The organism is Maribacter huludaoensis (assembly GCF_029350945.1).
GTDB lineage: Bacteria > Bacteroidota > Bacteroidia > Flavobacteriales > Flavobacteriaceae > Maribacter > Maribacter huludaoensis.
Genome location: NZ_JARKMS010000001.1, coordinates 848,977 through 867,943, shown reverse-complemented (window position 1 = coordinate 867,943; position 18,967 = coordinate 848,977). Strand labels below are relative to the sequence as shown.

At 35.6% G+C, this 18,967-nt stretch carries 17 protein-coding genes; 13 read left to right on the top strand and 4 right to left on the bottom strand.

The genetic code is table 11. The annotated features are described in order from the left end of the window. The first annotated feature begins 2 nt into the window (after positions 1-2). From PXC01_RS03780 to PXC01_RS03760, 5 genes are all read left to right on the top strand, one after another. A complete protein-coding gene (locus PXC01_RS03780) occupies positions 3-473 on the top strand; it encodes a rhodanese-like domain-containing protein (protein ID WP_276471034.1) in 471 nt (156 codons plus the stop codon). Positions 474-509: 36 nt separating this feature from the next. Continuing rightward, positions 510-1,181, top strand: coding sequence for a TIGR04282 family arsenosugar biosynthesis glycosyltransferase (locus PXC01_RS03775; RefSeq protein WP_276471251.1), 672 nt, complete (start codon positions 510-512; stop codon positions 1,179-1,181). Next, positions 1,178-1,993, top strand: a complete 816-nt coding sequence (locus tag PXC01_RS03770) for a purine-nucleoside phosphorylase (RefSeq protein WP_058105036.1) — start codon at positions 1,178-1,180, stop codon at positions 1,991-1,993. The genes PXC01_RS03775 and PXC01_RS03770 overlap by 4 nt, the downstream gene beginning before the upstream one ends. A 44-nt stretch (positions 1,994-2,037) precedes the next feature. After that, positions 2,038-2,742, top strand: a complete 705-nt coding sequence (locus PXC01_RS03765) for a TIGR04283 family arsenosugar biosynthesis glycosyltransferase (protein WP_276471033.1) — start codon at positions 2,038-2,040, stop codon at positions 2,740-2,742. 159 nt (positions 2,743-2,901) lie between these two features. Next, positions 2,902-4,461, top strand: a complete 1,560-nt coding sequence (locus PXC01_RS03760; protein WP_276471032.1) for a Kelch repeat-containing protein — start codon at positions 2,902-2,904, stop codon at positions 4,459-4,461. A 104-nt stretch (positions 4,462-4,565) separates the two neighbouring features. On the opposite strand, the gene PXC01_RS03755 is transcribed toward PXC01_RS03760, so the two are convergent. From PXC01_RS03755 to PXC01_RS03740, 4 genes are all read right to left on the bottom strand, one after another. Then, on the bottom strand, positions 4,566-5,567 hold the full coding sequence (locus PXC01_RS03755; protein ID WP_276471031.1) for an N-acetylmuramoyl-L-alanine amidase family protein: 1,002 nt from the start codon (positions 5,565-5,567) through the stop codon (positions 4,566-4,568). A 99-nt stretch (positions 5,568-5,666) separates the two neighbouring features. Continuing rightward, positions 5,667-6,923: a BamA/TamA family outer membrane protein gene (locus PXC01_RS03750; RefSeq protein ID WP_276471030.1), complete on the bottom strand. Its 1,257-nt coding sequence runs from the start codon at positions 6,921-6,923 to the stop codon at positions 5,667-5,669. A gap of 176 nt (positions 6,924-7,099) precedes the next feature. Further along, entirely contained in the window at positions 7,100-7,975 is an 876-nt protein-coding gene (locus tag PXC01_RS03745; protein ID WP_276471029.1) for a hypothetical protein, read from the bottom strand. A gap of 27 nt (positions 7,976-8,002) precedes the next feature. Continuing rightward, positions 8,003-8,719, bottom strand: coding sequence for a DUF547 domain-containing protein (locus tag PXC01_RS03740; protein WP_276471028.1), 717 nt, complete (start codon positions 8,717-8,719; stop codon positions 8,003-8,005). A gap of 278 nt (positions 8,720-8,997) precedes the next feature. Here PXC01_RS03740 and PXC01_RS03735 point away from each other — a divergent pair, with 278 nt between their 5' ends. From PXC01_RS03735 to PXC01_RS03700, 8 genes are all read left to right on the top strand, one after another. After that, positions 8,998-10,344, top strand: a complete 1,347-nt coding sequence (locus PXC01_RS03735; RefSeq protein WP_276471027.1) for an NAD(P)/FAD-dependent oxidoreductase — start codon at positions 8,998-9,000, stop codon at positions 10,342-10,344. Between the two features lie 30 nt (positions 10,345-10,374). Then, a complete protein-coding gene (locus PXC01_RS03730) occupies positions 10,375-11,958 on the top strand; it encodes a 4Fe-4S binding protein (protein WP_276471026.1) in 1,584 nt (527 codons plus the stop codon). Positions 11,959-12,082: 124 nt separating this feature from the next. Then, on the top strand, positions 12,083-14,488 hold the full coding sequence (locus PXC01_RS03725) for an alpha-L-rhamnosidase-related protein (RefSeq protein ID WP_276471025.1): 2,406 nt from the start codon (positions 12,083-12,085) through the stop codon (positions 14,486-14,488). A 54-nt stretch (positions 14,489-14,542) separates the two neighbouring features. Continuing rightward, a complete protein-coding gene (locus PXC01_RS03720; protein ID WP_276471024.1) occupies positions 14,543-15,034 on the top strand; it encodes a toxin-antitoxin system YwqK family antitoxin in 492 nt (163 codons plus the stop codon). Continuing rightward, positions 15,034-15,723 (top strand): glycosyltransferase family 2 protein, encoded by a 690-nt coding sequence (locus PXC01_RS03715; RefSeq protein WP_276471023.1) that lies wholly within the window; start codon positions 15,034-15,036, stop codon positions 15,721-15,723. The genes PXC01_RS03720 and PXC01_RS03715 overlap by 1 nt, the downstream gene beginning before the upstream one ends. A 1-nt stretch (position 15,724) precedes the next feature. After that, positions 15,725-17,209 (top strand): cellulose synthase family protein, encoded by a 1,485-nt coding sequence (locus PXC01_RS03710; RefSeq protein ID WP_276471022.1) that lies wholly within the window; start codon positions 15,725-15,727, stop codon positions 17,207-17,209. 240 nt (positions 17,210-17,449) lie between these two features. Next, the gene (locus PXC01_RS03705) at positions 17,450-18,001 is read left to right on the top strand and encodes a TetR/AcrR family transcriptional regulator (RefSeq protein WP_276471021.1); all 552 of its coding nucleotides are present in this window, start codon (positions 17,450-17,452) and stop codon (positions 17,999-18,001) included. Between the two features lie 49 nt (positions 18,002-18,050). Continuing rightward, a complete protein-coding gene (locus PXC01_RS03700; RefSeq protein WP_276471020.1) occupies positions 18,051-18,911 on the top strand; it encodes an SDR family oxidoreductase in 861 nt (286 codons plus the stop codon). The last annotated feature ends 56 nt before the right edge of the window (positions 18,912-18,967 follow it).

Genomic DNA, 18,967 nt, shown 5'->3' with positions numbered 1-18,967 from the left:
TTGTGATTTTATTACACTTCTCTAATAAAAGCGTAGGCCAAGACAAAATTACAAAGGCTTTGAACTCTTGGAACCAAGGCACTATACCCTATGTATATTTTGATAATCTACCGATTACCGATTCTATTGCATACCTAGATACAAGGGAAAAAGAGGAATTTGAGGTAAGTCACCTAAAAAATGCCATTTGGGTAGGATACAAAAAATTTGACGAGCAAAGAGTTTTAGAATCTTTACCTGACAAAACACAACCTATTATAGTATACTGCTCTATTGGTGTTCGATCTGAAGATATTGGCGAACAGTTAAAAGATTTAGGGTATACCAAAGTTCAAAACCTTTATGGCGGAATTTTTGATTGGAAAAATAAAGGCGGACAAGTTTTTAACGACAAAGAAATACCTACCGATAGCGTTCATGCGTTTAGCAAGCATTGGGGCAAACTTTTAAAAGAAGGAATTAAGGTGTACTAGTTAGGAGTTTGGAAAATTTAAAGAATTAGATTGGCAATATTACAAAACAATAAGACGGAAAAAGACGAGAAAATTATAGATTTCACTCTCGCAAACTCAAACAACCTTTTGCTGATCTTTACCAGAAACCCAGAACTTGGTAAAGGCAAAAGGCGTTTAGCAGCAACTGTAGGTGACCAAGCAGCATTTGATATTTACAAATTCTTATTAGCGCATACGGTAGCCATTACCAAAAACCTTTATGCCGAAAAACAGGTGTATTACTCTGAAGAAATTTGGAATAACGATATTTGGGACAATTCTAAGTTTGATAAAAAAATACAAAAAGGCGATGACCTTGGCATTCGCATGGCAAATGCCTTTCAAGAAGGATTTAGAAACGAATATCAAAAAATCATCATCATTGGCAGTGATATGCTAGACCTTTCTCAAAATGATCTAGAAGATGCATTTAAGGCTTTAGAGAAAAATGATTTTGTAGTGGGTCCTGCAGAAGATGGAGGATATTATTTATTGGGCATGAAAAAATTTGTGCCCGAACTTTTTAAAAATAAATTATGGGGTACGGAAACCGTTTTAAAGGACACCTTAGCAGACCTTAAAAATGAAACAACCGCCCTTTTAGAAACAAAAAACGACGTTGATTATTATGAGGACATAAAGGATATTGAAGCCTTTGCCCCTTTTTTAAAACATATGAAAAAATGATGAAAGAAGAACTTTTAGAGTCTGTAGCCTACCTTAAGAACAAAGGTTTTGACAACCCAGAAATTGGTATTGTACTGGGCACAGGATTGGGAAAATTAGTAGATAGTATTGAAGACCCCATAGATGCCCATTATAACCACATTCCATTTTTCCCATTGGCCACCGTGGAATTTCATACAGGAAAATTAGTCTATGGAACCATATCCGGAAAGAAAGTTGTGGTCATGCAAGGTCGTTTTCACCTTTATGAGGGGTATGACTTTCTTGACATTACCTACCCTATTCGCGTAATGCATATGTTAGGTATTTCAAAACTGTTTATCTCTAACGCCGCTGGTGCGGTAAACCTAGATTTTAAGAAAGGAGATATGATGTTGATAGAAGATCATATTAACCTTCAAGGAGGCTCTCCATTGGCATTTAAAGGTGTAAGCGAATTTGGCGAACGTTTTGCAGATATGTCTGAACCTTACGATGTAGATATGCGCAACAAACTTACCGCCATTGCAAAAGAGCATGACATTTCATTGAAAAGCGGTGTGTATGCATCTGTTGTAGGACCTCAATTGGAAACCAGGGCAGAATACAGAATGATTAAATTGATAGGAGCAGATGCAGTAGGCATGAGTACCGTACCAGAGGTCATAGTTGCCAATCACTTATCATTACCCATAGTGGCCGTTTCTGTTTTGACCGATGAATGCGACCCAGATAACCTAAAACCTGTTGATATAGGTGAAATTATTTCCATTGCCGAAAAAACAGAACCTAAAATGGTGAAGTTATTTAAGGAATTGATCAAGCAATTGTAAGGTTTGCCGGTATTTGGCTACCATAAAAGGGTCAACATTGTATTATGAGTACACACCAGCCAACCATAAGTATCATCATTCCTGTTTTAAATGAAGAAAAGTATATTAAAGATGTGCTTTTTGCCATTTCTAACAATGCGGTCAGCAACCGTATAAAAGAAATACTTGTGGTTGATGGTGGCAGTACAGACCGTACCGTTGCCAACGCTCAGAAACATGGAGCAATGGTAATCAACAGCAATAGGGGACGCGCAAAACAAATGAATCTTGGTGCTACAAAAGCTACTGGCGATGTACTTTATTTTTTACATGTAGATTCTTTACCGCCCAAAGGTTTTGACCGTGCCATTTTAAACGAAATTAACCAAGGCTTTGAGGTAGGCTGTTTTCAAATGCGCTTTAATAGCAACAGCCCCTTTCTAAAATTCTTTTCTTGGTGCACCCGTATCAACCATCAAATTTGCCGAGGTGGTGATCAATCACTTTTCATTACCCGTGAACTTTTTAACCAACTAGATGGTTTTAATGAAAGCTATATTGTGTATGAAGACAATGAATTTATTCAGAGAGTCTATAAACTAAAACCATTTAAGGTAATTTCTTCTTCTGTAACCACTTCTGCCAGAAGGTACGAAGAACGTGGTATGATAAGGCTACAGTATCATTTTGGCATGATCCACTTAAAACATCGTTTAGGCGCAAATCCAAAAGATCTATACCAATATTACCTAAAACATATAGCTGCTTAAATTATTGGCGCCTTTTTATTTCTTCACATTTTAAAAAAATTTACGACACCTATTAGTTACTATAAGTAGGTCTAAGTTTTAAAATTACCCAATAACGGGTATTGTTCTCCAGTATCTACCATTTTACATTTATAAATGTTAATTTAAAACTATACCAAAATGAAAACCAACGTATTAAAGCACTTTTTCTTTACTGTATTAACTCTTTTTATTATCAGTTGTGATAAAGACGAAACCGAGGTAACCGAAAATGAACAACAAGAACAAGAACAGATTGAGGAACCAGAAGAGGAAGTTACAGACCCCACAGTTGTTTTAGCCGAAGAAAGGGAAACTGTCATAAACTCCCTTACAAATGGAAATCAACAAACATGGAAAATTACTGAAGCTATTTTGACCAATAATTCAGGGACTTTTAATATTTCAAATAATTTTAATGTTATTGACGACGAGCTTATTTTCATCAATGAAGTATTTGCAGGTTCTAAAACAGACTTTAACGGTACGTTAGAATGGAGACCAGGAAATTTCATTGAAACCGAGGCTACAACAATAGAGGAAACCTTGGTAGATTATTATGAATCTCCTTTTAAAACATCCTTTGATTTTGTTAGTGAAAGTAGCGCTAACTTAGAAAGCCCTGGTTTTACATTTACCTATGTAGACGGAAATACAATTACAGGAACCGTTTTAGGCGAAGGTTCATCAACTATTGATATTATACTTAGCCCAAAAACAGTGGAAGACTATGTACAAGTACCTACTGAAACATTATCTTTTTCACCTGCTTTCACCTATCCATCAAATGCAGTTAGCGGGATGTCCCCAGGAATGACAGGATCAAATAGCAGCAATAGTATCTATATTGTAACCAGGGAAGATGGCATGAGAGGTTCAGAATCCATGAATCCAGAACGTGTCTCAAGATTCGATCTTGAAAACGGAAACCTCACTGATCAATTATTTTTTCAAGGAGATATTGTTTCAAAACAACTTCATATTATAGACAATAAACTAAAAGTAGTTGGCGGGCAATATATAAATACATATGATTTAGGCTTACAGACAAATCCTACCAGTGCTTCTTATGAAGGTCAGATTGCATTATCTAGACATGGGTCTGCCGTAATAAACGACGAAATTTTTATCGTAGGCGGATCTCTTGGCGACACACAAAATGTTGGTAATGAAATTTATAAATGGGATGATCTTAATTCATCACTTTCTCTTGAAACTACCATGCCAGAAATTAGAAGTGGCGCCCGCGCAGAAACCGTCCAAAACAAACTATATGTTTTTGGCGGTACAGAAGAGTTCGTTGGTCAAAATGCAAAAAATACTATTTATATCTATGATTTTGAAACAGGGGATTTGAGCACTGAAACCATGCCATCATCTGTCCATTTTACCTACACCGGTAAACATGAAAACTTAATAATTGTGGGAGGACAAATTAAAACATTTACAGATGATGCCGATGCAGATGGTAACCCTGACGGATTTTTAACTCAGGTTGACAATGATCCTTATTTAGGGGTGTACAATACATTAAACAATGAATTCACTGAATTGAGCACTAACCTAACAAGTTCTGAAAATGAAACCATTCATTCTATGACCGTAATCAATGGAAATATATATATTCTATACGGTCAACAAGAAGAAGTGGCAGAAGGAGAATTTCAAAATTGGGATGTTTTAGTAGCAGATTTAAACTAGGTATCTACTAATTTAATTGCAATCTTATATATTAACCTTTACGGACATAACAACCGTAAAGGTTTTTTTTTAAAGCAGAACAATTTAGACAGTTAGTAGTAGTTCTATTCCCCTTCATAATCCAGCAACACCCCTTCACTGATCCATTTTGCCAATGCCTGCCTATTATCTGGATCCACAATCCTTACTTGATCTTTGGCATTTCTAATATTTCCAATTTCGATAAAGGTCATAGCAGGGTGAGTCTTTTTCACCAAATAAAGAGAGGTTCTATCCTCAAAAGTACCAGAGTAGCTTCGGTTTGGTTGGTATTTCTTATACTTGGCTTCAAAGGTCCTATGAATACTTTGCGCCAATCTTTTACCATTTTTACTATGCTCATGGTGATAAAAAAACACATCTATGTTCTGCCCCTCGCTTCTACTATCTACATGTGTAACTATCAATCTTTGATAGTTGCCTTTATTAGATTTATATAAATCATTTACAACTTCTACACGCTGCTTTAATCTCGCAACTTGATTTAAAGGTATTGTTTTGTCTAAATAAGCCACCTCATCATGGTCGACCTCTAAAATAAAATCATCTCTAATACCGTCATTGGGATCTTGTATAATAATATAGACTTTTGCACCATGGGAAAGCAATTCTTTTGCCAAACGCAAGGTTATGTCATATGCGTATTCATCTTCTGCAATGGCCTTACCGGCATATATGCCCATTGCCCCGGGATCAGGACCGCCATGACCGCTCACCAAATAATATATAGTACCTTTTAATCGCTCACTTTTCTCAATGACATTTTTATGTTTCTCACCAAATATATCATAAGAAACACTTTCCAATTCCTTAATTTCCTTAGACTGTATCTGTAGGGAATCTACAATTGCCACAGTATCTAATTTTACAGCTGGCATAATGTATGTTCTACCCGCAATAAGATGTACACTATCGCGTAAATTTTCATTGTTCAACAACACAAATTCATCGAACACTTCATAGGGGTCAACACCTTGCTTTCTCAACAGTGACAGTATACCGTCACCAGGTTCTGCAACAGTAGTTTTTAATGAATCTTGCCCAAAGCAAAAAACACTTAAAAACATACATATTACTATGGTAAAATTTTTGTAATTCATCTTGGTACCAAACGCAAGGTCTATGCCATAATTTACGGAAGACCTCTCATAAAGCCACAAAGATTGCTAAAAATATTGACCAATACCAAAGACAATACCGTTGTCTCCGTCTTTTGTAATTCCGTAGCCGTAATCAATTCTAAAAATTGCATTGAAAATGCGCTTGTGCATAAATCGTAACCCTACGCCTGGGTAAATTCTAAGATTTTCACTTTCCCACAAATCATCGAATCCGCCTGCTGGGTTGCGCCATGTACCTCCATCTATAAAAACATTTCCTTGTAGAACAAACTTGTTTTTATCAATTATAGTTTGACGATATTCCGTATTTAAAACAATCATTCCGGTACCTCTGTCAATTGTATTACCTACGCCTCTAATATTTAAATTATTATCTACAGTAAAAGGTGCAAAAGGACTATCAACATTACTTGCCAAACCTAAGCGCAGCCTATTTGCCCAATTACCTTTATCACCTATTCTTTTGAAATACGTAAAATCATTGAAACCAATTAAAAATTCGGGAAGATTGGTATTTGTACTACCTACATATTGCAAATTCAACTGACTTCTAAATCCTTCTAAATAATGATAGAAGTAATCTAAACTATTATAATCATAAATGAATTTGAACAAATGCTTATCTACATTCAAATTCAAAGGTACCCCAGCACTTGTGGCGCCCTCTATATATTCATAATCTTCCGTAAAAAAACTAAAGCCCAGCTCCATTCTGTTTTTAAAACTGAATTCATACAGCCCCAAGAGTTCAATACCGGTATTATTGTATTTGTAATTAGCCGTATCATCTTGAAAAAAAACAGGTTCCAATGTGCTGAAATCATTATAATTAAAGGCAAGCCCTAGCTTATTGGTAAATAAATAGGGCGCTCTTACACTTAAACCAAAAGAGCTGTAATTATCATATTGATAAAAAGCCCCTAGAGTAATGTTTTTACCAAAAGAATTGAACTCTTGCAAACCTACCCTAAATGCAAAATTATCATTTGAGGAACTGAAAAGATTGGCAAACGGAATTAACGTAAAGTTCTCTTCAATAACATATTCAACATTACAAGTTTTATTTGGTAAAATATTGACATTGTAATAAGCATGAGATACAGAAGGCAGTTTTTTTAAACGGAGAATATCTTGATCCATTACTACAGAATCTAACTCCATACCTTTCTTTAAGGTAACCAGTTTTTCAATAAAAGAAATCTTAGTGCGCTTTGTTCCTGAAAACTGCAGTTGACTTACCTCATTGGTTTGCCCATACGCAGATGAGCATACTAAAAACAGTACTGCAACAACCAACAGCATACCTTTACATTTGCAGGTATTTAAGTCATAAACCATAAGGACATTTCATCTTGAGTCTCAATATAGAACAAATTAAGTACGGAATCAATTTTAGTTAAAACAACATGACCTAAACCAAAAAAAGAGTCTAATTGCCTTACAACAATAGACTCTTTTAAGAAACACTCAAATAAAAATTAAAAAATACCTCTTAACCCTAGATTAAATGTTTGTCCTAAACCGGTATTACTACCGCGTACAAAATTAGTATACAGCAATTCTAGGTTCAAGGCACTTGTTAACTGATACTTTGCACCACCACCAATGGCAGTGAAATCTTGTGCAAAATTGTTACCTAAATCCAATCGTTGAGAGTGTTGCGCCAACGCCAAAACTGTGAACTTACTGGAAGGAAAATAGCTCAAGAACAAACCTGGTGTCAGGTTTAAACTATTATTGGCAAAGCTCTCTTCTTTATCACCAAAACTTAGCTCTGAGTTGATCTCACTAAAAAGTTGCCATTTGTCTCCCGGAAAAGTATAGTCATAGAAAAATCTATTCTGCCATATGTAACCTTTTTGATCAAGGAAAACCCCGTTTTCAGTTTCATTATCCACTAACGGAATAAAGAAAGAACTCTGTATGGAAAAATTACTTACCGATGCTATTGGCACAAACTTTACAGATGGTGCAATAGAGGTAAGTCCAGATCTAGCCGTGTTGTTTTCGCCATCAAATTTAAAAACATCAGTAGCACTTCTATCACCGATCACGTTAGATCTAAATTCTAAAATAGCACCTATATTCCATCGTTTATTGGTTCCTACACCTGTATATCCTTCTAACGTAGAGGTAAAAAAAGTTTGTCTAGACTCGGTACCGTCTGTAAAAGTACTTTTGGTCTGTGTGTACAAATTGTTGAACCATTTTACATCATACTGACCCTTACCAACCAATTTTGAAGGTGTATACTGTTGAATATTACTTTTCTGCTGCAAACTATCTTGAGCAAAGCCTGTAAAAAAAGCGCAGAAGGCTGCTGTAAGAAATATGTTTCTAATTATAATTTTCATCTCTAGGTTTTTAAAATTCTTAGTTGATTATTTAGTTTCGTTCAAAGTCCAGTCATAAGGATAATAAGATACTTTTGCCTTTTCTGGTAATTGTTCCTTTCTGTAGGTATTAATAAATTCTACGGTGCTTCCTTTTTGTTCAAAATCTCCCTTATACCACTCGAATAATTGTGAAATTTGCACCTTATTCTTATTTACCTTAATAAAATTGGGGTTGTTCAATGCCAAAACCGTTTGTTTTTGTAATTGACTGTTCAATGTAGCCGGTTTATATGCCGTATTTATTATAGGAGGACAACCCAAACCTGCACATACCAATACAAAATGAAATCTTGCTTCAGAAGGAAATTCCGCTCTCAGCAAATTATTCTCTATACCGTTCAAGGTTATGGATTTACCGCCAACCTCATGTTTAGTTTTATCAAAAAATCCAGGAACATCCAATGGTGATTTTAATGGGTAATTGTTTACAATACCGTCTATGACCAATAAATTATAAGCATTGATCCAGAAGGCTTGGTATTGTGTAGCATCAGATTTAGAAATTGAAATACCCTTTGCTATTTCCAAAACCTCATTTAAACTTTTTGGGTCATTTTTAATTGCGGCATACTTCACTTTGTCGTTCACTACATTGGCTTTAAAAAAGCTATCGCTTTTGCTAAAAAAAGTAGTTAATTCTTGTGCCGTTATACTGTTTACAGCAAAAAGGATGAACATAAAAGGTATAATAGTTTTTTTCATGGTAATCTTAATTTAAAATTGCTTTTGAGATTGTTTAAGTCGGTCATTTTTTAAAAACCATACAAACAAAAAAATATTTTTCAACGATTTTTTCAATACTTACGTCTCAATTAATCACTGATTTTCTGTATGTTACAAAGACGTTTTAATTTCATTAAAACGCAAACTACGATTAAAAGTATCACAGAGTTATAACAAGTTTATAATCTTTCTAAATTAAAATGTAGCTGTTAAGTTCTTACCTTTAAAACCGACACAACCACCAACAAAATCATTTTATGGATCATATTGTAATTATAGGTAATGGCATTTCCGGTGTCACCTTAGCTAGACATATTCGTAAACTATCTGACAAAAGAATTACTATTATTTCTGCAGAAAGCGATTATTTCTTTTCGCGAACAGCCCTAATGTACGTTTACATGGGACACATGAAATTTGAACATACCCAACCTTATGAGAACTGGTTCTGGAAAAAGAACAGAATTGATCTTATGAACGGTTTTGTTGAAAAAGTAGACACCGATTCTAAAAAATTACTTTTAAAAGGAGGTTCTACTGTTTCTTATGACAAATTGGTAATTGCAACCGGCTCAAAACCCAACAAGTTTGGCTGGCCCGGTCAAGATTTAAAAGGTGTACAAGGACTGTATTCCAAACAAGATCTTGAAATGCTAGAAAAAAATGCCCCTAACAACAAGGTGTGTAATAGAGCGGTAATTGTTGGTGGCGGACTTATAGGTATAGAAATGGCAGAAATGTTACGTTCTAGAGAAATACCGGTCACTTTTTTAGTTCGTGAAAAAAGTTTTTGGAACGGTGTGCTACCCGCAGGAGAATCCGCAATGATCAACGAGCATATTATAGAGCACCATATAGATTTACAGTTAGACACTAATCTTGAAAAAATTATTGCCGATGATAACGGTCATGCCAAAGCTGTTGTTACAGATAAAGGTGAAACCATTGAATGTAACGTTGTTGGCCTAACGGCCGGTGTTGCCCCTAATATAGATTTTCTAAAGGATTCTGGTATAGAAATAGGCAGAGGTGTTAAAGTAAATAGATTTTTAGAAACCAACATAAAAGATGTGTACGCCATTGGCGATTGTGCAGAGCAACATGAAGGCATAGGTAGCAGAAGACCTATAGAGGCCGTATGGTATACTGGTAGAATGATGGGCGAAACCCTGGCACAGACTATTTGTGGAAACCCAAGAAAGTATAATCCCGGTCACTGGTTCAACTCCGCGAAATTTTTAGATGTAGAGTACCAAACATATGGGTGGGTGTTTAGTGAACGAGGCAAAAAAGAAAATGAACAGCATTTTCATTGGAGACACCCCGAAGAAAAAATATGTATTACCGTAGCGTTCGACAAAGACACTAATCAATTTTTAGGCATCAACACTTTTGGCATACGTATGAGACATGAGATTTTTGACCAATGGTTAACGGAGAACAAAGATATTGATCATGTAATGACTTACTTAAAAGATGCCAATTTTGATCCGGAATTCTACAATCTTCACGAAGATGCAATTGTTGCCAAATACAATAGCGATTACAACAAGAATATTAATCCGAAGAAAAAAAGTTGGAAACGAATTTTCAGCATCGCCTAACTCAATTATTAAAATAAAAACACACCTACCATGGGTAATCTAAATAGAAGTATGTCACTTGCGGGAGAACCGCCAAAAGCTTTGAACACTGGTCAAAAATTGGCAGTAATAACAGGTATGACCGGTATGGGCATTCTTATTTTACAATTGTTCAATTTAAATTTAGGCAATAGTGCACTATGGCTTTCAATAGCTATTCTTGCCATTTTTGCCGGAATTATTTGGTTTTCACAGGCTGCATATGCACACAAACATAAAGGGATAAAAAATGATGGGGTTTGGTTTAAATCAATGTCCAGCAGAGGTGTACTAGCCTGGATGGCAGGTATCGCCTTAACAGGATTCTACATTGTTCTTTACTTTTATCCGCAATATTTAGGGCTAGTAAAAGATGGTGACAACACTGGTTTAATTGCATTATTTGACCCGTTGAGCAAAGCTTTAAGCGGTAACCCAGCCAGCCAATGGTTTGTTTATGGTACGCTATATACCGTAGCTATTTTGGCTTTTGGAGCTAAATTTATTTGGAAATACCGTCATAATAAATACGAACAGTTAAGAACGGTAAGTGTCATGTTCTTTCAAACGGCATTTGCATTCTTTATCCCAGAAATTATGGCAAGGTTAAACGGTGATTTACCCTATTATGACCTTAAGAATATGTGGCCCTTAAATTATTATAATTTTGAGCGCTACCGTATTAACGGTTTCATAGATTCTGGCAGTGTAGGTATGACTATGTTATTTTTTGGAATCATATCCATATTTGTTATATCTCCTTTCTTGACCTATAAATATGGTAAACGTTGGTATTGCTCTTGGGTATGTGGTTGTGGCGGCCTGGCAGAAACTGCTGGAGATTCTTTTCGCCAATTAAGCGACAAATCCAAATTCGCCTGGAAAGTTGAGCGCTGGGTAGTACACAGTGTAGTAGTATTCGTAACCTTAATGACTACTGCGGTAATCTACTCTTATTTAGGTAACGACACCAGTAAATACTGGCTAACAAAAACCATGTTTATTTCTGGCGTTGCCATTATTTTAACCGCTGTATTTGCATGGGTAATGATTTACAAAAGAGACGAACTTGAGAAAGATGCCAAATATGGCGCTATTGGATATTTTACCATAATAGCGGTGTTAATAGGTATGCACTTTTTTAGTGGCTCAGGAAATATATTCATTTTCAAGGCAGAAACGCTAAGAACCACGTACAGCTTTTTGATTGGAAGTGTATTCTCAGGAGTCATTGGAACAGGGTTTTACCCTATTTTAGGAAACCGTGTTTGGTGTAGATTTGGTTGCCCAATGGCCGCAATATTAGGATTTCAGCAACGTATGTTCTCTAAATTTAGAATTACTACCAATGGTGGTCAATGTATCTCCTGCGGTAACTGTTCTACCTACTGTGAAATGGGTATAGATGTACGTGCTTACGCTCAAAAAGGCGCAAATATTGTAAGATCTAGTTGTGTTGGCTGTGGTATCTGTTCCGCTGTTTGCCCTAGAGGTGTATTAAAATTAGAAAACGGACCAGAAAAAGGACGTATAGACTCTAAAGAAGTTTTGTTGGGCAATGATGTTGATTTAATGGACCTTGTAAACAAAAACTAGTGGTATTCAGTAGGGTCATTTAGAAAGTGCCCAAAGTTATCATCTAGGAAAAAGAACATGAAAGATTGGTTTTAGCTAATCTTTCATGACCTTTACAACGTAATAACCACCATAGAAATTAAAAATGAATCGCTTTCTTTTTATCATAATTCTCCTCTCTTTGCATTTACAGGGGCAAAAAGAAATCAATTATCCTGAGGTAATTTATGGTAAGGAAAATATAAGCGCCAGCTGGGTTAGCCATCCAGATATTAAAGGTGGAGAAGACATTGCAGTGTTATTTAGAAACACTTTCAATATCACCGATTCTAAAGAAGATTTCATCATTAATATTTCTGCAGACAATCATTATTTTTTATATGTAAATGGGCATTTTATTACCCACGGTCCGCAATTAAGCGACATTCAGCACTATAAATTTGAAACCTTAAACTTAAAAGACTATCTAAACAAGGGCAAAAACGCTATCGCCGTTAAGGTCATCAATTTTGGTAAAAGAAGGTTTTTGGGTATGCAGTCCATATTTACCAGTGTTATGGTAAATGGTGTTACCGAAAATGCAAAATTTATCAATACCACTGGAAACAATGATAATTGGCTAAGCACTATAGACCAATCATATAAAGCCAATGAAGTGGTTTGGAGAGGTAATGGGGAAAAGGCAATCGTTGGCGGATTCTATGCAAACAATCCAACCGATATTGTTGATATGAACCACTACCCTACACATTGGGAAATGTTGGATTATGATGATTCCAAGTGGAAAAAGGTTGAATTTTTTGAGAATGCCAGTAGCATGGGCGGTTCCATTGCCTATTTATTAGAACCTCGTAATTTGCCTTTGCTTTCCTGGGATGAAGAACCTGTAGGTAGTATTGTAAGGTCAAGTAACCCTATTGACACCGCTTTCCCAAAAACAGGTGAACTTAGAGTTGCTCCAAACAAGAATATTACTTTTTTAATCGATCGGCAATATGTTACCAACGGTTTTCCTGAACTGATTTTTAGCAAAGGAAAATCAGCCAAAATCACTATTAAATATGCCGAGAATCTTTTTGGTGCAAACAACGAAAAAGGAGACCGTAACGACTTAGAAAATAAAAAGCTTTTGGGTTATTACGACGAAGTAATATCTAACGGAGAAGCGAACCAAAAATTTATCCCAAATTGGATGCGCACCTTTCGTTTCATTGAATTTGAAATTGAAACCAAAGATCAGGAACTTGTTCTAGAAAAATTTGTAAATCATAGATCACGAACCACCATACCATCTATCGCAGAGTTTTCTTCGGACGATGACATGTACAACGACATCTTTAAAATTTGCAAACGCACTATTGATATCTGTACACAAGATTATTTTTTGAGCGATGCCTATTATGAGACCATGCAATATGTTGGCGATACCAAAATACAGGCTTTAATTTGGCAGTCAATGAGCGGTAATACGGCACATACCAAAAATGCCATTCGCCAATTTGATCATTCCAGGGATTCTGATGGCAATATATTAGGTGCCTATCCTCTACGCTCTACATTTATTTACCCTACCTATTCTTTGGTTTGGGTAGATATGATTGCCGATTATTATAAAACCTCTGGTGACAAAGCATTTATACATACTTACAAAGACGGCATAACCAATACTTTAGCTGGTTTTGAAAAGAACATGAATGAGCTTAATTTGGTAAACAAAACACCCTATCGCTATTTCGTTGATTGGTATACAGGACCCAATAATGGCAGTGGTACGGCAACAAAAAACGATGGTCTCAATTCTGCCGTTGTAAGCTTACATTATGTTCATGCCCTACAGAACGCCGCACTACTTTTTAAAGAAATAGGAGATGATCATACCTATCACAGCTATAAAAATAGAGCGCAAGAAATTATAGCATCGGTCAACGAACATTGTTACGATGCCAAAAGAAAGCTCTTTGCTGAAAGACCAGACAAGACCATTTATGATCAACATACCAATATCATGGCCATATTGACCAATGCCATACCATTGTCAGAGCAAAAAGCATTATTATCAAAAATTTTAACCGAAAAAGATTTATTACAGGCTACCTACTACTATCGCTTTTATCTTTTTGAAGCGATAAAAAAAGTGGGTGCACCAGAGCTATTCGACCTTGCACAAAAACCTTGGGAGCAAATGATCAACGATCATATGACCACTACCCTAGAACGCTTTGAAAGTGCCGAAAAGCCAACAAGGTCAGAGGTTCATCCATGGAGTGCATCACCAGCCTATTTTTATTTCAATTATTTGGCGGGCATTAGCTCGGTAAAAAATAATTTTGAAGAAATAGCTATAGCTCCCACTTTTGGCAAGCTAAATAAAATGGTAGGTTTGCTACCCACACCAAAAGGAAATATTGAATTTGACATAAGGAGAAACAAGAATAAACTATTTGCCGAAATAATAATTTCAAATACCATGACAGGTAACTTGATTTGGCAAGAAACTAAAATTCCGCTTAAAAGAGGAAAAAACACTTATATCATTAAAAATCGAAAATAACGGCTTTATTATTCATACAGCCATGATTTACTTATTAATCTAAATATTTATAAAATGAAGCTATTAAAACTTTCTTACCCCGCTCTTATCTGTATAGGAATGTTAGCTTTTATAAACCCTGAAGATAAACGTTACGAGCGCACCTACTACGAAGACGGCACACTAGAAAGTGAAGGATGGATGCGCTATAGCACAAGAACAGATTATTGGACTTTCTACCACCCTAACGGTTACAAATCTGAACAGGGTTTTTACGCTTATGGCAAGAGGGAAAAATATTGGTTTTTTTACAGCGAAGACCGTATAAGAACCAAAGAGGGAAAATTTGCCGATAATAAAGAAATAGGGTGGTGGCTATTTTACGATAAAAAAGGAAGAATAAACCATAAGTGCCAGCTCACAAAAGGTATTAAAGACGGATACTGCCTAAAATACAAGGATACTAAATTGATATCCGCAGAGAAATATAGTAAAGGTGAAAAAATAAAGGAATGGACATCTTTTCGTGCTTTTACCAGTGAAAATAGCTTATCAGATTTAAAATAATGACAGACATTAAAGTAATAATACCAGCTTTTAACGAAGCAGATTCCATTGCGCATGTCATCAATGAACTACCAAAATCGGTTTCTGAGGTCATCGTTGTTAATAATAACTCTACAGATGATACCGAAAAAAATGCAGCAGCAGCAGGTGCTACCGTACTTACAGAAAACAGAAAAGGATATGGCTATGCTTGTCTTAAAGGCCTAGAATACATATCAAACCTGTCAAAACAACCTGATATTATCGTATTTATTGACGGAGACTATTCTGACTATCCGGAAGAACTAACCAAGGTAGTAGCCCCTATTTTAAAAAATAATATCGATTTTGTGGTAGGTGCCAGAACCAAGAGTCTACGAGAAGAAGGATCCATGACCCCACAACAGGTTTTTGGCAACTGGTTGGCTACATTTTTAATGCGATTGTTTTTTGGTGCAAAATTTACGGATTTGGGCCCATTTAGGGCAATTAAGTACGAAAAGCTCAAAGAATTGAACATGGAGGACAAAACTTATGGATGGACGGTTGAAATGCAACTTAAAATTCTTAAGAAAAAGATGACATATACCGAAGTACCAGTACGTTACAAACGAAGAATTGGCGTATCTAAGGTATCTGGTACCGTAAAAGGTAGTATATTTGCAGGCATAAAAATTTTGGGGTGGATCTTCAAATACAGTATTAAATAATATGGCACTAGCTTTAGCTTATTTTATTATCATAATTTATAGTATTTCTTTACTATTAATTTTCTTTTATAGCTTGGCACAGCTTAATCTGTTGATCAACTACTTATCTCAAAAAAGACAGAACCAAACAGCTCCAAAATTTAATCTTTTAGACCCTAAGGAAATTCCATTTGTAACCATTCAACTTCCAGTGTTCAACGAAGAGTATGTAATGGACCGTTTATTGGAGAATATTGCAAAAATAGAATATCCTAAAAGTAAATTAGAGATTCAGGTACTGGATGATTCTACAGATGACACCGTTATTACTACTGCTGCCAGTATTGCTAAATTGCAGGAAACCGGTTTGGACATTAAACATATTACAAGAACCGATCGTTCCGGTTTTAAGGCCGGCGCCTTAAAAGAGGGACTTGAAGTAGCCAAGGGTGAATTCATAGCTATTTTTGATGCGGATTTTTTACCGGCTTCAGATTGGCTGAAAAAAACAGTTATTTATTTTAAAGACGAAGAGATCGGTGTAGTACAGACCCGTTGGGGGCATCTGAACCGCGATTATTCTACACTAACCAAAATACAGGCATTTGCACTTGATGCGCACTTTACCTTAGAACAGGTAGGACGCAACAGTAAAGGCCACTTCATCAACTTCAACGGCACCGCAGGTATTTGGAGAAAAGAGTGCATAATTGACGCAGGTAACTGGGAAGGTGATACTTTAACAGAAGATCTTGACCTTAGCTACCGCGCACAGTTAAAAAACTGGAAATTCAAGTATTTAGAAAATGTAGAAACGCCAGCAGAACTACCTGTTGTAATAAGTGCGGCACGTTCCCAGCAATTTCGTTGGAACAAAGGTGGGGCAGAGAACTTTAGAAAAACGGTCTGGAGCGTTATAAGCGCAAAGAACATACCTTTTAAAACTAAATTTCATGGGGTAATGCACCTTTTAAACAGCTCTATGTTCTTATGTGTATTCTTAGTGGCGTTACTAAGCATACCATCGCTATATATTAAAAATACGTACGGTCATTTAGATTGGGTATTCTCCTTATTAAGTTTGTTCACCGTAAGTACCATCATCTTATTTGTCTGCTATTGGTTTACCTATAAGAGTATACAAGGCAGCGGTTTCAACAACTTTGTAGATTATATACGTATTTTCTTCACCTTTTTCTCTGTAGCATTAGGTTTCTCTTTACACAATACCATTGCAGTAATTGAAGGACATATGGGTAAACGAAGTGAATTTGTACGTACACCAAAATTCAACATCAGTACTTTAAAGCAAAGCTGGAAAGGCAATAAGTACCTAGCTAAAAAATTATCACCCAATATGATTTTGGAATTTGCCTTAATGATCTATTTCATGTTCGGCATGTACAGCGCAATACCATTAAATGATTTTGGACTGTTTCCTTTTCACTTTATGCTGTTCTTAGGCTTTGGGTTTGTATTCTTTAAATCACTGACCTCAAGGGCTTAAAACTGATTTATTCTAAGAATAAAAAACCTCAAAGCAAAATTTGTATCAAAAGCTCATATTTAATTTTATCTTTTGAAATTAAAAAAAGTGCCATATTGTTTTATTTCCCCTAAAGTAAATATTTAAACACTTTAATAACTACTAACGAGTTTGGCAATAACAAGGTCTCATTTTTAATATTAAAACAAATTTTATTAGTTCAATTTGGAATAATTATTCCAAATTACATACCTTTACCTTATGAATAAGAAAGATGCCATATTATCATCTGCGCTTAAATTGCTAACGGAAAAAGGAGTACATAATACACCTATGTCCACCATTGCAAAAGCAGCAGGTACAGGCATGGGTACTATTTATAACTACTTCCCTAATAAAGATATTCTTATCAATGAAATATATATTGGTATTAAGAATAAAGAGAAAGAACTATTTGCAAAATTTAATGCCGACCAACCTATAAAGACGCAATTTGAGCTTTATTTCACCTCAATTATCGACTTTTTTACTGAAAATCCAGAGAGTTTTCAATTTATGGAGCAATTACAAGCTTCGCCTATTATCACAGAAGAAATACGAACAGAAGGTGCAAAAGCCGTTACACCTGTAAAAGATTTATTGATAAAAGGCAAGCAAGAACGTATAATTAAAGCTATAGCGGTTGATGAGTTGCTTATGTTTATTGGCGGCGCCGTTTTATCCTATTTAAGATGGTATTTTAATCAAACTGAAATTAAAAATTCTTCCCTTAAAAATCAAATACAATTGGTCTGGGACGGAATTAAAGAATAAAAAATTTATATTTAAAATGGAATGAATATTCACTCTAAATAGAAGGATTATGAAAAAAAACGTATTAATTACAGGAACATCAACAGGCGTAGGTTTTGAAAGCGCCATATTATTCGCAAAAAACAATTTTAAGGTATATGCTAGTATGCGAAATCTTAAAAAGGCGGCAGAACTTAAGAAACGTATTGCTGATGAAAATTTAGATATTGAAATTCTTGAATTGGATGTAACTAAAATTGAATCAATAACCGCTGCCGTTGAAACTATTTTAGAAAAAGAGGGTAAAATAGACATACTTTTCAATAATGCCGGTGCCGGTTTTGCAAAAACAACCGAACTAAGTACGGAGGCAGAAATTAGATGGGTTACCGATGTCAATTACCTAGGGGTCGTTTTCTGTACTCAGGCGGTATTGCCACATATGAGAAAGCAAAAAAGCGGCCAAATTATATCGATTACTTCCGTTGGTGGTTTGGTAGGCCAACCATTTAATGAACTGTATTGTGGAGCAAAATTTGCCGTTGAAGGTTTTATGGAAGGTCTTGCGACATATGTTGGAGATGCTTTTAATATCAATTTTACATGCATTGAACCAGGAGGAATTTCTACAGAGTTTATGACTTCTGCTATTGATAAAACTGCTGTAGATGGCCAGTTTGCAACGGGTGAATACCTTCCTATTTTTGAAAGGTATATGGCAGGGAACCAAAAAAGGGCACAAGAAAGTGAAGAACAGGTATACCAAACTGGTTTAGAAGTTGCCAATGTGGCTTTAAAGGTTGCACAAAATGAAAATCCTCCGTTGCGACTTCGCACCTCTAAATGGGCAGAAGATTTTTGCCATTTAAAGACACAAGCAGATCCTGACGGCACCAAACTAGTACAACAAATAAAAGAGTCCTTTTTATAAGGACACTATGTTTATCATAACCAAGATTTTGATTTGAAATAGCATTTTACGGTCTG

Coding starts and splice junctions, on each gene's coding strand:
- PXC01_RS03770 (WP_058105036.1), top strand. CDS start 1,178: ATGATGAAAGAAGAACTTTTAGAGTCTGTAGCCTACCTTAAGAACAAA.
- PXC01_RS03765 (WP_276471033.1), top strand. CDS start 2,038: ATGAGTACACACCAGCCAACCATAAGTATCATCATTCCTGTTTTAAAT.
- PXC01_RS03760 (WP_276471032.1), top strand. CDS start 2,902: ATGAAAACCAACGTATTAAAGCACTTTTTCTTTACTGTATTAACTCTT.
- PXC01_RS03755 (WP_276471031.1), bottom strand. CDS start 5,567: ATGTTTTTAAGTGTTTTTTGCTTTGGGCAAGATTCATTAAAAACTACT.
- PXC01_RS03750 (WP_276471030.1), bottom strand. CDS start 6,923: ATGCTGTTGGTTGTTGCAGTACTGTTTTTAGTATGCTCATCTGCGTAT.
- PXC01_RS03745 (WP_276471029.1), bottom strand. CDS start 7,975: ATGAAAATTATAATTAGAAACATATTTCTTACAGCAGCCTTCTGCGCT.
- PXC01_RS03740 (WP_276471028.1), bottom strand. CDS start 8,719: ATGAAAAAAACTATTATACCTTTTATGTTCATCCTTTTTGCTGTAAAC.
- PXC01_RS03735 (WP_276471027.1), top strand. CDS start 8,998: ATGGATCATATTGTAATTATAGGTAATGGCATTTCCGGTGTCACCTTA.
- PXC01_RS03730 (WP_276471026.1), top strand. CDS start 10,375: ATGGGTAATCTAAATAGAAGTATGTCACTTGCGGGAGAACCGCCAAAA.
- PXC01_RS03725 (WP_276471025.1), top strand. CDS start 12,083: ATGAATCGCTTTCTTTTTATCATAATTCTCCTCTCTTTGCATTTACAG.
- PXC01_RS03720 (WP_276471024.1), top strand. CDS start 14,543: ATGAAGCTATTAAAACTTTCTTACCCCGCTCTTATCTGTATAGGAATG.
- PXC01_RS03715 (WP_276471023.1), top strand. CDS start 15,034: ATGACAGACATTAAAGTAATAATACCAGCTTTTAACGAAGCAGATTCC.
- PXC01_RS03710 (WP_276471022.1), top strand. CDS start 15,725: ATGGCACTAGCTTTAGCTTATTTTATTATCATAATTTATAGTATTTCT.
- PXC01_RS03705 (WP_276471021.1), top strand. CDS start 17,450: ATGAATAAGAAAGATGCCATATTATCATCTGCGCTTAAATTGCTAACG.
- PXC01_RS03700 (WP_276471020.1), top strand. CDS start 18,051: ATGAAAAAAAACGTATTAATTACAGGAACATCAACAGGCGTAGGTTTT.